This is a genomic window from Streptomyces dengpaensis, from assembly GCF_002946835.1.
Taxonomy (GTDB): Bacteria; Actinomycetota; Actinomycetes; order Streptomycetales; family Streptomycetaceae; genus Streptomyces; species Streptomyces dengpaensis.
The window spans coordinates 2,201,222-2,215,469 of record NZ_CP026652.1 but is presented as its reverse complement, the minus strand read 5'-3'; the positions used below and the strand labels follow the sequence as shown (position 1 = coordinate 2,215,469).

At 69.8% G+C, this 14,248-nt stretch carries 11 protein-coding genes; 8 read left to right on the top strand and 3 right to left on the bottom strand.

The window, feature by feature from the left end; genetic code table 11:
• Positions 1-113 precede the first annotated feature (113 nt).
• From C4B68_RS10035 to C4B68_RS10020, 4 genes are all read left to right on the top strand, one after another.
• The gene (locus C4B68_RS10035; RefSeq protein ID WP_180289322.1) at positions 114-701 is read left to right on the top strand and encodes a DUF5998 family protein; all 588 of its coding nucleotides are present in this window, start codon (positions 114-116) and stop codon (positions 699-701) included.
• On the top strand, positions 701-1,942 hold the full coding sequence (locus C4B68_RS10030; RefSeq protein ID WP_099503838.1) for an alkaline phosphatase family protein: 1,242 nt from the start codon (positions 701-703) through the stop codon (positions 1,940-1,942). The genes C4B68_RS10035 and C4B68_RS10030 overlap by 1 nt, the downstream gene beginning before the upstream one ends.
• Before the next feature lie 49 nt (positions 1,943-1,991).
• Positions 1,992-2,642, top strand: coding sequence for a thymidine kinase (locus C4B68_RS10025; RefSeq protein ID WP_099503836.1), 651 nt, complete (start codon positions 1,992-1,994; stop codon positions 2,640-2,642).
• A 716-nt stretch (positions 2,643-3,358) separates the two neighbouring features.
• Positions 3,359-4,798 carry an ATP-binding protein gene (locus C4B68_RS10020; RefSeq protein ID WP_099503834.1) on the top strand — a complete coding sequence of 480 codons (1,440 nt, stop codon included), beginning with the start codon at positions 3,359-3,361 and terminating at the stop codon, positions 4,796-4,798.
• A gap of 209 nt (positions 4,799-5,007) precedes the next feature.
• Here the strand turns inward: C4B68_RS10020 and C4B68_RS10015 are convergent, their stop codons facing one another.
• The gene (locus C4B68_RS10015; protein ID WP_099503833.1) at positions 5,008-5,454 is read right to left on the bottom strand and encodes an IS110 family transposase; all 447 of its coding nucleotides are present in this window, start codon (positions 5,452-5,454) and stop codon (positions 5,008-5,010) included.
• Between the two features lie 164 nt (positions 5,455-5,618).
• Here C4B68_RS10015 and C4B68_RS10010 point away from each other — a divergent pair, with 164 nt between their 5' ends.
• Positions 5,619-9,005, top strand: a complete 3,387-nt coding sequence (locus tag C4B68_RS10010; RefSeq protein ID WP_206337074.1) for a phosphodiester glycosidase family protein — start codon at positions 5,619-5,621, stop codon at positions 9,003-9,005.
• 342 nt (positions 9,006-9,347) lie between these two features.
• Positions 9,348-9,944 (top strand): thymidine kinase, encoded by a 597-nt coding sequence (locus tag C4B68_RS10005; RefSeq protein ID WP_099503829.1) that lies wholly within the window; start codon positions 9,348-9,350, stop codon positions 9,942-9,944.
• 72 nt (positions 9,945-10,016) lie between these two features.
• Here C4B68_RS10005 and C4B68_RS10000 read toward each other — a convergent pair whose 3' ends face one another.
• Positions 10,017-10,820: a VOC family protein gene (locus tag C4B68_RS10000; protein ID WP_099503827.1), complete on the bottom strand. Its 804-nt coding sequence runs from the start codon at positions 10,818-10,820 to the stop codon at positions 10,017-10,019.
• Between the two features lie 340 nt (positions 10,821-11,160).
• Here C4B68_RS10000 and C4B68_RS09990 point away from each other — a divergent pair, with 340 nt between their 5' ends.
• Complete coding sequence (locus C4B68_RS09990) at positions 11,161-11,988, top strand: sulfurtransferase (RefSeq protein WP_099503823.1); 828 nt, start codon at positions 11,161-11,163, stop codon at positions 11,986-11,988.
• 88 nt (positions 11,989-12,076) lie between these two features.
• Here C4B68_RS09990 and sepH read toward each other — a convergent pair whose 3' ends face one another.
• Positions 12,077-13,162 carry a septation protein SepH gene (gene sepH / locus C4B68_RS09985; RefSeq protein WP_099503821.1) on the bottom strand — a complete coding sequence of 362 codons (1,086 nt, stop codon included), beginning with the start codon at positions 13,160-13,162 and terminating at the stop codon, positions 12,077-12,079.
• Between the two features lie 439 nt (positions 13,163-13,601).
• On the opposite strand from sepH, the gene C4B68_RS09980 reads away from it, so the two are divergent.
• On the top strand, positions 13,602-14,183 hold the full coding sequence (locus tag C4B68_RS09980) for a hypothetical protein (RefSeq protein ID WP_306511430.1): 582 nt from the start codon (positions 13,602-13,604) through the stop codon (positions 14,181-14,183).
• Positions 14,184-14,248: the final 65 nt, after the last annotated feature.

Sequence of the window (14,248 nt, the reverse complement as noted above, 5' to 3'; positions counted from 1 at the left end):
CTGGTCCACGCGGTTGTCCGAGCCGTGCTGGTCCACGCGCGTATCTGTTCGGTCCACGACAGAGACCCGCGAGCGGTGCCTCGCAGTCAGTGGGCCCCCGTAGGATGGACGTCATGGCCAAGACCAGTACGACGACCCAGGGGCTGCGAGCGGCGATCGAGCGCAGCGGCTACTACCCGGCCCTCGTGGCCGAGGCGGTGGAGGCCGCGATCGGCGGCGAGGCCATCCGGTCGTACCTGGTCCACCAGGAGACGACGTTCGACGCGAACGAGGTGCGCCGGCACGTCACCGTGCTCGTCCTCACGGGCAACCGCTTCATCGTGAGCCACACCGACGAGCAGGCCGCGGACACCACGTCGCCGACCCCGTACGCCACGACGTCCACCGAGTCGGTGAAGCTCGGCCGGATCTCGTCGGTCGTCGTCAGCCGCGTCGTCGCCAATCCGGAGGAGTACACGCCGGGCACGCTGCCCCGCGAGGTCGTCCTGACCATCGGCTGGGGCGCGGTCTCCCGCATCGACCTGGAGCCCGCCGCCTGCGGCGACCCCAACTGCGAGGCGGACCACGGCTACACGGGCAGTTCGACGGCGGACGACCTCAGCCTGCGCGTCAGCGAGGCCGGGGACGGGCCGGAGACGGTCCGCCAGGCCCTCGCCTTCGCGCAGTCCCTCTCCGAGGCGACCGCGGACATCACGCGCTGATGTCTCACCCGTCCTCCCCCGCCGCCCATGATGGAGGGCGCTTCGCCCCCGCCCCGCCCGCTTCCACCTGGGACCACCCGGAACCGCTCGCCGTCGGCTCCGCACCCGTCCCCGAATACGGCGCCGGGTCGCTGGCCGACCTGCTGCCCACGCTCGCCGCAGGCATGGCCGTACCCGGCATGACCGCCGCGATCCCGGAACTGACCGAGGCCGACCGGAACTGCGTCTTCCTGATCGATGGTCTCGGCTGGGAGCAGCTGAAGGCGCACCCCGACGAGGCCCCGTTCATGACGTCACTCCTGGCGTCCTCGCGCGGCGGCACCGGCCGCCCGATCACCGCGGGCTACCCCGCGACCACCGCGACCTCCCTCGCCTCCGTCGGCACCGGCCTCCCGCCCGGTGCGCACGGCCTGCCCGGCTACACCGCGCGCAACCCCCAGACCGGCGAGCTGATGAACCAGCTCCGCTGGAACCCATGGACGGAACCGCGCGCCTGGCAGCCCTACCCCACGGTCTTCCAGCTGGCCGACGCGGCGGGCGTGCACACCGCCCAGGTCTCGTCGCCCGCCTTCCAGAACACGCCCCTGACAAAGATCGCGCTCAGCGGCGGGACGTTCCACGGGCGGCTGTCCGGCGAGGAGCGCATGGACCTCGCGGCCGAGCAACTGGCCGCCGCTGACCGCTCGTTGGTCTACACGTACTACGCCGAGGTGGACGGCAAGGGCCACCGCTTCGGCGTCGACTCGGACCCCTGGCGCGGCCAGCTCATGTACGTCGACCGCCTCGTCCAGCGCCTCGCGGAGCAACTGCCGCCGCGCAGCGCCCTGTACGTGACCGCCGACCACGGCATGATCGACATCCCCTTCGACGAACAGCACCGTATCGACTTCGACGAGGACTGGGAGCTGCGCGCAGGCGTCGCCCTGTTCGGCGGCGAGGGCCGCGCCCGGCACGCCTACGCGGTGCCGGGCGCCGAGGCGGACGTCCTGACCTGCTGGCGCGAGGTGCTGGGCGAGCAGTTCTGGGTGGCCTCGCGGGACGAGGCGATCGCGGCGGGCTGGTTCGGCCCGCACGTCGACGAGCGGGTGTACGCCCGGATCGGCGACGTCGTCGCGGCGGCCCGCGACGACGTCCTGATCATCGCGTCGGAGCGGGAGCCGAAGGAGTCGGCGATGGTCGGCAACCACGGCTCGATGACCCCCGCCGAGCAGCTCGTGCCCCTCCTGCAAGTACGTTCCTGAAGCGCGGCCCGCCCTCATGTCTCCCTCGCCGAAAGGTGCTCAACTTCCCATGCCCGAGCTGGTGTTCTTCTCCGGAACGATGGACTGCGGGAAGTCGACTTTGGCGCTTCAAATTGCGCACAACCGTTCGGCGCGCGGCTTGCAGGGTGTGATCTTCACGCGTGATGACCGTGCGGGTGAGGGGAAGCTGTCGTCGCGTCTGGGGTTGGTGACGGAGGCGGTCGAGGCTGCTCCGGGTATGGATCTGTACGGGTATCTGGTGGAGCAGATGTCGCACGGCGCGCGGGTCGATTACGCGATCGTGGATGAGGCGCAGTTCCTCGCACCCGGGCAGATCGACCAGCTGGCGCGTGTCGTGGATGACCTGGAGATGGACGTCTTCGCGTTCGGCATCACCACGGACTTCCGGACCAAGCTGTTCCCCGGTTCGCAGCGGATGATCGAGCTGGCGGACCGTATAGAGACGTTGCAGGTCGAGGCGATGTGTTGGTGCGGCGCCCGGGCAACGCACAACGCCCGCACGGTGGGCGGGGCGATGGTGGTCGAGGGCGACCAGGTTGTGGTGGGGGATGTTGACAGGCCGGCCGATGAGGTCGGCTATGAGGTGCTGTGCCGACGCCATCACCGCAAGCGGATGACGAGCGCGGCGGCCCGGGCAGCGGCGCTGTCGCCCGACGTATTGCCAGTCACCCCCGCCTGACCCCGGCTGTGACGCCAGGGCTCAGGTCTGGCTCGCTCGCCGAAGGCCCCGGAAAGCGGAATCGCCGCAGGCTACCGTTGGGTCGCTGGTGGCGACAGTGACCGCCTCGCTGTAACGAGAAGCCCCACGGCAGGGGTGTGTCCTGATCAACCCGGACGCCGGCACGCACAGGCTGGCGGTGACGGGACAAAGTCATGAAGTTCCGCTTCAACGTGTGACGCCTGATTCCTTGATCGGCTGAAGTGGCTGGTCAGGTTAAGAAACCCTAGGTCAGGGGCCAGATGTTCGGGTCTGGCCCCTTCCTGTTTTCTCCGGCTGGATCAGCCTGTTTCCTGTCCCTGTGCTGACTTGGTGCTGACCCTCCGGCAGGGCGCCGTCCGGAGATCAAGTACGTAAGCGGCTTCGCGCTGTCGGCCCCGGAAGGGGCCGCACAACGGTTTGAACCGCCCCGGGTTCGGTAGAGATCTCAGTTCCGCAGCTCCACGAGCGGCTTCTGATCAGCCGCGATGCTCGTTGCGTGTGAGTTTCGTTCGTGGGGCTGGTGGAGCCACCGCCTTCGCGCCCCCTGACAGTCACCCTCGCCGAGCAGGGTGTTGGCTCCAACCGCAATCTCGCCCTCCGTACCCGCCTCTGCACTCGATCCGCTAGGTCGCCCGGGATGAAGTAAGATTCAATCTACGTAATAATCTATCTACGTTAATCGCCTGGGGTGTGTCGTGGAGTTCCAAGGTCGGGCCGGAGATCTTGAACTGCTGGCCGAGCAGTACCGGACGGTGGCAGAGGGTGTTGGAGCCACTCGAGGGCGGGCTGTGATCATGACGGGCCGGCGCCGAGTGGGGAAGTCGCGACTGGTCCAGGAGTTCTGCGACCGCTCGGGAGCGCCGTACGTGGTGTTCCAGGCCACCCGGGGGCGTAACCCTGTGACGGAGCGCGCCGACTTTGCCGCGACCCTCGCGCAGTCCCCACTGCCGGGGGTGGAGCTGGTCGCCGGCCTCCAGGCGCAGGACTGGAACCAGGCCCTGCGCTCGCTGGCGCTCGCGGTACCCGATGACTCACTCAGCATCGCGGTGATTGACGAGGTGCCCTGGCTGGTCGAGCAGGATCAGGAATTCGAGGGCGCACTCCAAACTGTCTGGGACCGTCACCTCTCTTCCAAGCCCGTGCTTCTGCTGCTGGTTGGCAGCGATACATCGGTGATGGAGGCACTGCAGTCGTACGGGCGCCCGTTCTTCGGCCGGGCGGCGAAAATGACCGTCCGTCCCCTGAACCTGGCCGACGTGCAGGCCATGACCGAGCTCGACGCCGCAGGGGCCGTCGACGCCCAGTTGATCACTGGAGGATTCCCCGAGATCGTGCAGTCATGGCGGCCGGGAATGGGGCGTACGGCGTTCTTGCAGGCTTCGGTCGCCAATCCTCTCTCGCCCCTGCTGGTGGCTGGCGAGCTGTCCCTGCTGGGCGAATTTCCTGAGGCTTCGCACTCACGGGCTGTACTGGAAGCGGTTGGCAGCGGTGAGCGCACGTTCAGCGCGATCGCAGCCCAGGCCGGCGGCGCCAGCGCGCTGCCGTCCGGCACGCTCTCCCCGCTGCTGGCCATGCTGCAGGCCAAGCGAGTCCTGGCCGCTGATCTCCCCCTGTCCGTCAAGCCGGACAGCAAGAACAAGCGCTACCGGATCGCCGACCCGTATCTGCGGTTCTGGCTGGCCTTTCTGGCGCGCGCGATCCCACTCATCGAGCGTGGCCGCGGTGACTTGGCGCTGGAACGCATCGAGCGGTCATGGACCACTTGGCGCGGGCGAGCGGTCGAGCCACTGATCCGCGAGTCCTTGCTGCGTCTGATGCCCAATGACGAGTGGCCCGAGACCGAGGCCATCGGCGGTTGGTGGAACCGTCAAAACAACCCCGAGATCGATCTCATCGGTGCAGACCGCGAACCGGTGGCCCGGCAGGTGCACTTCGTCGGATCGGTCAAGTGGCTGGAGACCCAGCCCTTCGGCCGTCATGAGTACGACGCCTTGGTACGCGACATGCTCGCTGTCCCCGGTACCGCGCCGGACACTCCGCTGGTCGCGGTCTCCCGCTGCGGGGTGGTCGATGATCTGCCGCTGACCGCGCACTGGGGACCGGAGGACCTCGTACGGGCGTGGCAGCCCCGATAGTCGCGGAACCCGAGGTCTCTCACCTCGCAAGTGCCCCTGGAACTACGGAGCTGCTTGAGGTTCACGCTGTGAACGGTGATGGGAGGTGCCTGAGCCCACGTAGGTCTCCGCATCCGACAGCAGGCGCCCTCTTTCGATGATTCCGTGTGTCGGTGATTCCGTGGGGCGTCGGACCGGAATGTGCAAGGGAGCCCCGCACAAGAGCACCGTCAACAGTGCGCTCCTCCTCGCACCTTGCGAGATGCGAGCGGCGACGAGGCACGGTGTGCACCTGGGCCTTCAGCCCGGAGCGCAAAGCGACGAGCTTGGCCCGCTAGCGCACTAGTTCCCGCAGCTAGTTCCCGCAGCTCGCGGACCTGCGGTGGTGCGATCCAGGCTTCCGGCAGCCGTCCCATCCGCAGCAGGTCGGCCAGGTCCGCGGCGTCGCGGATGTCGTTCTTCACGCGCCGATAAGCGAAGCCCTTCACGCCCAGCGGGTGGGCCAGGTGGACGCGTGCCCCGGCGGCCTGCAGGACGTCGGCCACCCAGTACCAGCCGTAAGTGGCTTCCAGGACCACGTCGGGGTCGCGTCCGGCCTGCTCGGTCTGAGATTCGTCGCAGGTTTGAGTCCCGGGCAGGGCGCCAGACTGTCGGCGGTGCGCGACCTCACGCCACATGAACGCACAGGCGACGGCAAGTCAAATGATCGATCAAAAGGTTCCGGATCTGGTCACTCGCAGGACGCAGTCCCAGCAACAGACTCAGTCATCGTTCGGTGGTGCGAAATACATTGATACGGCTTGGGGTGACTGCTTTCTCGGCAGGGCTGGTCATGGGTTCCATGGCCCCCTCGGCAGCGGCAAGCGAATCAGACGGTGACGACCACGGACCCCTCAACTCCGCCCCGGTACTTGAGGGAGCCGATCCCGAGCTGGGGCGGACCCCGGCGGCCTCGTCCAAGCTCGACGAACCGAACCTGGTCCTCGGGGAAGCCGGAGACCGGCGCATCGTCCTCGATGAGGACAAGCGGCCGGTGGCTCCCGGGCTCGACCTGACCTCCTTTCAGTGGCTCGACTCCGTCGGCTTCATGCGTGGCGACGTGCTCGTGGCCGACCTCGGCACGGACGGCCTGTCCGGCGACTATCTGTTCCCCGGTGAAGTGGCACGGAGCCAGGCGCTGTCCGAGCAGGCCGAGCGCGAGGGTGCGGTCGCCGCCGTGAACGGCGACTTCTTCGACATCAACAACTCCAGTGCCCCTCTGGGCATCGGTGTCTCCCAGGACGGCGCGGTCAAGGGCCCCGTTCCGGGCTGGAACAACGCCGTCGGCGTCGATGCCGAGGGTATCGGGCGGATGACCCGGATGTTCCTCGAGGGCTCGGTGTCCATGCCCGAGGGGCGCACCGCGCGCCTCGATGGGCTCAACCAGCACCAGCTTCCGGCCAACGGCATCGGCGCCTACACCTCGCTGTGGGGCAGCTACTCGCGGAGCGGCTCGGCAGGCACCGGTCCGGTCCGTGAGGTCACGGTCGTCGACGGCAAGGTGACGGCCACCGCCACCCAGGCCGGGTCCGGTGCCATCCCCGAGAACGGCTTCGTGCTCCTCGGCCGTGGTTCCGGAGCCGACGCCATGGCCGCGTTGAGCGTCGGCGACGCCGTCTCGCTGGACTACGCGCCGCGCTCCGAGGACGGCAAGGACATGGGCTTCGCGATCGGCGGCAACACCGTGCTGCTGCGCGACGGCGTCGTACAGCCGCAGGGCGACAAGGCTGTCCATCCCCGTACGTCCGTGGGCTTCTCGGCCGACGGAAAGAAGATGTTCCTGGTCACCATCGACGGGCGCAGCGCCGAGAGCCGCGGCATGTCGTACGACGAGCTCGGCTCCTTCATGAAGGAGCTCGGGGCCAACGACGCGCTCAACCTCGATGGCGGCGGCTCCTCCACCCTCGTCGCCCGCGAGGCCGGCGAGGAGGGCGTCGACCTGGAGAACACCCCCTCCGACGGTGCCGAGCGCCCTGTCCCGAACGGCCTCGCGCTCTTCGCGGAGGAAGGCAGCGGCCGACTCACCGGCATGCGGGTCGCGCCGACAGCCGACGAGGAGGACGAGTCGCTCAGCCGCGTCTTCCCCGGCCTCACCCGTGAACTGGACGCGCTCGGCCACGACGAGACCTACGCGCCCGTCAGTGCGGAACCGCACTGGCATGTGGCGGTGTCCGCGGTCGGCAAGGTCGAGCAGGACGGCACCTTCGCCGCCCGCCGGCCGGGCGACGCCGAGGTGGTCGCGCAGGCCGGGGACGCCACCGGACGGCTGCGGATGACCGTGCTCGGTGAACTCGCCCGCACCCGGCCGGACGTGGACAAGATCTCGCTCAAGGACGGGAAGGCAACCGGAGAGTTCGGCATCGTCGGCTACGACGGGGACGGCTTCCAGGCCCCCATCGAGCCGGCCGACGTCACGCTCGACTACGACCACGAGCTGCTGGAGCTCACCCCCACCGAGGAGGGCACCTTCTCGGTCACGCCGAAGAAGGACAGCCTCGGCACCGTGGTCACCGCCACCGTGCAGGGCGTTGTCACCCAGGTGCCGGTCAGCGTGGGGCTCCAGGATGTCGTGGCCGCCGACATGGCCGATGCCGCACAGTGGCGGTTCGGCACCGCCCGGGGTGCCGGCTCGGTCGAGGCGGCGACCGGTCGCGACGGCGGCCCCGCCCTGAAGCTGAACTACGACTTCACCCGGTCCACGGCGACCAGGACCGCCTACGCCACCTCGCCGAAGCCCATTCAGCTTCCCGGCCAGCCGCTGTCGCTGGGCGCCTGGGTGTACGGCTCGGGCAAGGGCGAGTGGACCGCGTTCAACATCATCGACGCCCAGGGCAAGTCCCAGTCCCTCTACGGGCCCTACATCACCTGGACCGGCTGGCGGTACATGGAGGTGCAGATCCCCCAGACCGTCGCGTTCCCGGTGAGCGTCAACCGCTTCTACACGATCGAGACGTCGGCGAGCAAGCAGTACACCGGCTCCGTGCTGGTCGACGACATCACGGCCCGGGTCGCGCCGCAGGTCCAGGTGCCCGCCGCGCCCGTGGTGCCGGACCCGGTCATCCTGCAGGACGGCTCCGTGGCCGGCGACTCGCGCCGCTGGCGCTTCGCCGTCGTCTCGGACGCCCAGTTCATCGCCGCCGACCCGGACAGCCCGCTCGTCGACGCCGCGCGGCGTACCCTCCGCGAGGCGCTGGCGGCCGATCCGGACTTCATCGTCATCAACGGAGACTGGGTCGACACCGGTTACCCCGAGGACCTGGCGCTGGCGCACCGCATCATCGACGAGGAGCTCGGCGACAAGGTGCCCTGGTACTACAACCCGGGCAATCACGAGGTCTACGGCTCGGGCAGCCAGGACAACTTCCGCAAGGAGTTCGGCGACACCCACCGGACCTTCGAGCATGAGGGAACCCGCTTCATCCTGCTGGACTCCTCGCTCGGCACGCTGAACGGTGGCGGATTCGACCAGTGGGAGATGCTCCGGGACGAGCTCGACAAGGCGGCCGAGGACGACAGCGTCAACGGTGTCGTCGCGATGTGGCACCACCCGCCGCGTGACCCGTCGCCGCTGGCGAACAGCCAGATGACCAACCGGACCGAGGCGGCCGTCGTCGAGGACTGGCTGGCCGACTTCCGCCGCGACACCGGCAAGGGCGCGGCCTTCATCGGGTCCCACGTCGGCCAGTTCTCCGCCAACAGCATCGACGGCGTCCAGTACCTCGTCAACGGCAACAGCGGCAAGGCGCCGTCCACATCGGTCGGAGACGGCGGTTTCACCGGCTGGTCGCTGGTGGGCATCGACCCCCACGGCGACCGGGCCCCCGTCGACGCACGGCACCGCGCGGCGCCCGAGTCGCGCTCGGCCCACCCGTGGATCCAGGTCGAGTTCCGGGCGCACGTGGACAAGCTTGCCCTCGCCCCGGTCGGTGAGCTGTCCGCCGGAGCGCAGACCGACATCCGGGCGAGGGTGACCCAGCGCGGAGTCACGGTGCCTGTGGCCTACCCGGTCAGCGCCGACTGGTCGGGAACGGACAACATCCACATCGGCCCGGCCGACCAGGCCGGGACGCAGGACATCGCCGCCTACGACCCGCGGACCGGGGTGCTCACCGCACTGCGGCCGGGCAGCGGATCGCTGTCCGTGACCATCAACGCGGTGACCGCCACCCAGCCGGTGGCGGTCGGTTAACTCCACCGCTGCTGTCTGCTCCACCCGGTGCCCCGGCCCGCTTCGTGCGGTCGGGGCACCTCCTCCTTCCTGCTGCTCGTCGTGGTGGTCGCGTTGCCTTTCCTGCTCGGCTGATCGCGACCCACGGGGACGGAGGCCGGTCACGCAGAGGAGGGCCGCCATCGCAGTCATCCGGACCTCAGCACGGATGCGTACCGCCGCGACAGGGAGTGTCTGAATTGACACACCCGCCGCCGGAGACGTCGGTATCCATCGCCCAGCCGACGATTCTCGCGTCACGACCGGGAGCGTGGGCCTCATTCTGAGAGATCAGCAGATGGTGGATGGTCAAGCAAAAGGACGCTGGCTCTCCAGATCGAGCACAACCGCTCGGCGCGGGGTCTGCAGGGCATGATCTTCACGCGGGACGACCGCGCTGGCGAGGGCAAGCTCTCGTCGCGCCTGGGCCTGGTCACGGACGCGGTGGAGGTCGAGGACGGGCAGGACCTGTACGTCTACCTGGTCGACCACCTCTCCCAGGGCGGGCGCGCGGACTACGTGATCGCCGACGAGGCGCAGTTCCTCACGCCGGAGCAGATCGACCAACTCGCCCGTGTGGTCGACGACCTGGGCCTCGACGGCTACGCCTTCGGCATCACCACAGACTTCCGCTCCAAGCTCTTCCCCGGTTCGCAGCGGCTGGTGGAGCTCGCGGACCGGGTCGAGGTGCTCCAGGTCGAGGCCCTGTGCTGGTGCGGCGCCCGCGCCACCCACAACGCCCGCACCATAGGCGGCGAGATGGTCGTCGAGGGCGCCCAGGTGGTCGTCGGCGACGTCAACCAGTCGGAGGACATCGGCTACGAAGTGCTGTGCCGTCGGCACCACCGTCGCCGTATGACGGCCGCGGCGAGCCGCGCGGGCGCCCTGTCGCCGGACGTACTGCCGATCGCCTCCTCCTGATCGGCTGCCGCGAGGCGGCCGTTGTGGCAGCCGCGAGCCAGCCGTTTCGGCGGCGCGCCGCGGCCCCGCCGCTCAGCGCACGGAGTGGATCAGCGAGAACATCGCTCCCTCCGGATCCGCCACCGTCGCCACCCGCCCGTACGGCGAGTCGCGCGCGGCCTTCAGGAGGTGCCCGCCGAGCTCGAGGACATGGTCGACGGCGTCGTCCACGTCCGCGACCTCGAAGTACGTCATCCAGTGCGGGCCGCGGTCGCGGGGCAGACCGCGTCCGACGCCGTGGATGCCGGCCACCGGGCGGCCCTCGACGTGGAGGGTCACGTAGTCGAAGTCGGCCGAGACGACCGCCTCCTGCTCGAAGCCGAAGACCCCTTGGTAGAACTTGACGACGCTCTCGGAGTCGCGGGTCACGAGCTCGTTCCAGGCGGGCGTGCCCGGCACGCCAGTGATTCCGGTGCCCAGGTGGGCGGCCGCCTGCCAGATGCCGAAAACGGCGCCCGCCGGGTCCGAGGCGATCGCCAGCCGCCCGGCCTCCCCGGCGTCGAGGGGGCCGACGCCCACGGTGCCACCGCTGTGGCGGACCGTCGCGGCGGTCTGGTCCACGTCGTCCGAGGCGAGGTACGGCGTCCATGCGATGGGCAGATGCCGGTCGGGTGGCAACTGGCCGATCCCCGCCACCTCTTGGCCGCCGAGCAGGGCCCGCACGTACGGGCCGAGCTGCTGCGGTCCCGGCCGGAACTCCCAGCCGAACAACGCTCCGTAGAACTCCTGGGTCGCGGCCATCCCGTGCACCATCAGACTCACCCAGCAAGGTGTGCCGGGCGTGTGCCGGGCGTGCGTTGCGCCGTTCAGGCCGGCCGACCCCCGTGCCTCGGTCATCGTCACTCTCTTCTCGGCCCCTCGCGGTGGCCGGTCACCTTCCGCCTACGAACACGTACCGCGGTCGCCTGCGAGCACGCGTACCGCGTCCGTGCACGCCCCGTGCCGATGTTCGCACCACCGGTCGTACGGTGCGTCCCGGCGAGGCCGTCCTTGGCGGCTTTCGGCCGGAGAATGCCCGGTCTGCCGTTTCCCATCCGTTTCGGCGTCATTGCCGCGTGGTGGCCATCGGCTGTACAGCATGTGCCCGATCCCATACGCCTCGTGATCGGACCTGTCCGGCGGAGCAGAGTAGTCGGACCTGGGCCACGCGGCCACCCCGTACGCAAGGATGGAGGCCATGAACGCCATCATTTCCGCGTCCGAACTCGCGAGTGACCTGGCCGGTCCCAACCCTCCGGTCCTCCTCGACGTCCGCTGGCAGCTGGGCGGCCCGAACCTGCGCTCCGTGTACGAGGAGGCGCACATTCCAGGGGCCGTTTTTGTCGATTTGGATTCCGAACTTGCTGGTCCGGCCGGGTCCGGGGGCCGGCATCCGCTTCCCGGCCTGGAGGTCTTCGGCGCGGCGATGCGGGCCGCCGGAGTCTCGGCGGACCGCGATGTCGTTGTGTACGACGGCGGGCAGGGCTGGGCCGCCGCGCGCGCCTGGTGGTTGCTGGGCTATATGGGTCATCCGTCGGTACGCGTGCTTGACGGCGGGCTCGCCGCCTGGAGCGGGCCGGTCTCCTCGGAGATCCCCGCGCCCGTCCCCGGGAGCTTCGCACCGGTCCCGGGTGCGCGGCGGTTGCTCGACGCGGACGGAGCGGCGGCGCTCGCCCGCACCGGCGTGCTGCTCGACGCCCGGGCCGGTGAGCGGTACCGGGGCGAGGTCGAGCCGATCGACCCCGTCGGCGGGCACATCCCCGGGGCGGTCTCCGCGCCGACCACGGAGAACGTCACCGACGACGGACGGTTCCTGCCGGGCGCGGACCTCGCCGACCGCTTCAAGTCCCTTGGCGCGACCGGCACTTCCGAGGTCGGCGTCTACTGCGGATCGGGTGTCTCCGCTGCCCACGAGGTGCTGGCCCTCGCCGTCGCGGGCATTCCCGCCGCCCTGTACGTGGGCTCCTGGTCGGAGTGGTCCCAGGACGCGAACCGCCCGGTCGCGGTGGGCCCGGACCCTCAGTGACGGCGAAGACTTCAGCGACGGCGAAGACTTCAGCCACGGCGATGGGGCCCGCACCTGCCTGGCGCGGGCCCCATCGCCGTACAACCGACTAGTCCTGCTTCTTCCGACGCGTGCCGAAGACGATCTCGTCCCAGCTCGGGACCGCCGCTCTGCGGCCCGGGCGGACGCCGTCGGCCTCGGCCTGGCGGTCGGTGGCGCCGACGAGACGGTCGCGGTGGCTGCCGACCGAGCGGGGCATGAGGACGTCCGCGTAGGCGGAACCGGCGCCGGCCGAGGCCGCGGGAGCCGGGGGCTCCTCCGACTCGGGCTCGGGAGCCGGCTCCTCCGCGGCGGGACGCTCGGTGGTGGAGGGCCGCTCGGGCACCACCATGTCGCCCCGGAAGCTGGGCACCGCCTCCAAGAGGCTGGTGAGCGAGTCCCGTTCGCCCGACTCCTCGACCGGCTCCGGGGACGGCGACGGCAGGCTCGGCCGCTCCGTCTGCCGGTCCAGGGCGCGGTCGAGCGGGCGGTCGCGGGGCAGCCGTGCGATCCGCGGTACGAACGGGAAGCTCGGCTCGGGCGCCGCGAGGTCGTCGGACTCGCCGATCAGCGAGCGCGCCTCGTCGTCGACGGCCTGGACGAGCCGCCGCGGCGGGTCGTACGTCCAGCTCGCCGAGTGCGGCTCACCCGCGACCCGGTAGACCAGCAGTACTTCCCAGGTGCCGTCGTCACGGCGCCACGAGTCCCACTGGACGGTGTCCTTCTCGGCGCCGCGCAGCAGCAGTCGCTCCTGGACGGCCTCGCCGAGCTGGGGTCCGGCGTTCTCACCGGGGCGGCGGACGGGGGTCTTCCGCGCGCGCTCGGCCATGAAGGCGCGCTCGGCGAGCACCGGGCCCTCGAAGCGGCGTACGCGGTCGACAGGGATTCCGGCGAGCTGGGCGACTTCCTCCGCGGAGGCGCCGGCACGTATCCGCGCCTGGATGTCTCGGGGGCGGAGATGGCTCTCCACCTCGATCTCGATCTGGCCGAGGCGGGGACGGTCGCCGCGTACGGCGGCGCGCAGACGCTCGTCAATCGGAAGCGTGTACTCCGTGCTGTCCGCAGCCTTCAGCACCAGCCGTGTGCCGTCGTTAGAGACGGCCACGACACGCAGTTCCGGCATGGGGACCTCCCGGGTGGTGCCTGCCGACGTCACGTGCGTCGCTGCTTCCGCTAGTCGAGTGTGGCCTGCCCGGGTGCAGCCTGCCACAACCTTGCCGAGTTGCCCGGCGTGTCGGGCGCGGGCCCGGGATCGCCGTTATGGCACGGTTACCTATTCGCAACGCTAAGTGACGAACTCCATCACCCTGTGCAACGAGCCCCCTCCCGGCGGTCCTGCAAGGCCCCGGACACCCTGGCGGGAGTCCGGACCCAGGGCTCGCAACAGTACTCCATTCGGACCACGTGCGTGGATCGGCGCGCCGCTCAACTTCCGGTGGGGGGTGGCGGTTCGCCGCCCGATGCGCCGTTTTCGTGACCATGAAACGTGGCGTACTCCACGTAATCACCTGAAACGGAACTAATGGTTTCGCTAGTACGTCCCTTTGTCCTGCAGTCGGTAGGTGAAGTACGGGAAAGGCAGGCAAGGTCCGGGGATGCGTGAGAAGTCGGATGCCGAGGAGGAGCCGAAGAAGAAGCGGTTGGATCTGAACGTTCCGCAAGTAGCGGGCAGTGCCGTGGCCGCGGCGGTGGCCAAACTCGCCTCCTACTTCGGGGTGTACGGGACGATCCTGGGCGCCGGAGTGGTGAGCGCCATCGCCACCTTCGGAGGCACCGTCTTCCAGAACTTCTTCAAGCGCACGGGCGAGCAGATACGCGATGTGACGGTCCAGGCCAAGCCGAAACCCGAGCGGGCCCCCGCCGTGGGGGAGTTCACCGAAGGGACCGTCTACCGCGCGCGGGTCAAGAGCTGGCGGCGGCCGCTGGTCGCCGCGGCGCTCGTCTTCGGCATCACCATGACGCACCGTGTACGAACTCGCGTCGGGGCAGAGCTTCAGCGGCGACGGGAAGAGCACGACCGTCGGCAACGCGTTCCGGGGCAGCGGCTCCAACTCCCAGGATTCGGTGCCCGATACGACGCCCTCGACTGGCTCCTCCTCCGACTCGGCTTCCGGGTCGCCCTCGGATTCCGCCTCCGGCTCCCCCTCCGGTTCATCCGAGGAGCCGGCCTCCGGTGACAGCGGTGCCGGCGCCGGTGCCGCTCAGGAGGACGGCGACAGCGGTACGACTCCCACGCCGACGC

Bases quoted from the DNA above. Each gene is read 5' to 3' on its own strand.
- C4B68_RS09990 (WP_099503823.1), top strand. From the start codon at position 11,161: ATGAACGCCATCATTTCCGCGTCCGAACTCGCGAGTGACCTGGCCGGT.
- C4B68_RS10030 (WP_099503838.1), top strand. From the start codon at position 701: ATGTCTCACCCGTCCTCCCCCGCCGCCCATGATGGAGGGCGCTTCGCC.
- C4B68_RS10010 (WP_206337074.1), top strand. From the start codon at position 5,619: ATGGCCCCCTCGGCAGCGGCAAGCGAATCAGACGGTGACGACCACGGA.
- C4B68_RS10035 (WP_180289322.1), top strand. From the start codon at position 114: ATGGCCAAGACCAGTACGACGACCCAGGGGCTGCGAGCGGCGATCGAG.
- C4B68_RS10000 (WP_099503827.1), bottom strand. From the start codon at position 10,820: ATGACCGAGGCACGGGGGTCGGCCGGCCTGAACGGCGCAACGCACGCC.
- C4B68_RS10025 (WP_099503836.1), top strand. From the start codon at position 1,992: ATGCCCGAGCTGGTGTTCTTCTCCGGAACGATGGACTGCGGGAAGTCG.
- C4B68_RS10015 (WP_099503833.1), bottom strand. From the start codon at position 5,454: ATGTGGCGTGAGGTCGCGCACCGCCGACAGTCTGGCGCCCTGCCCGGG.
- C4B68_RS09980 (WP_306511430.1), top strand. From the start codon at position 13,602: ATGCGTGAGAAGTCGGATGCCGAGGAGGAGCCGAAGAAGAAGCGGTTG.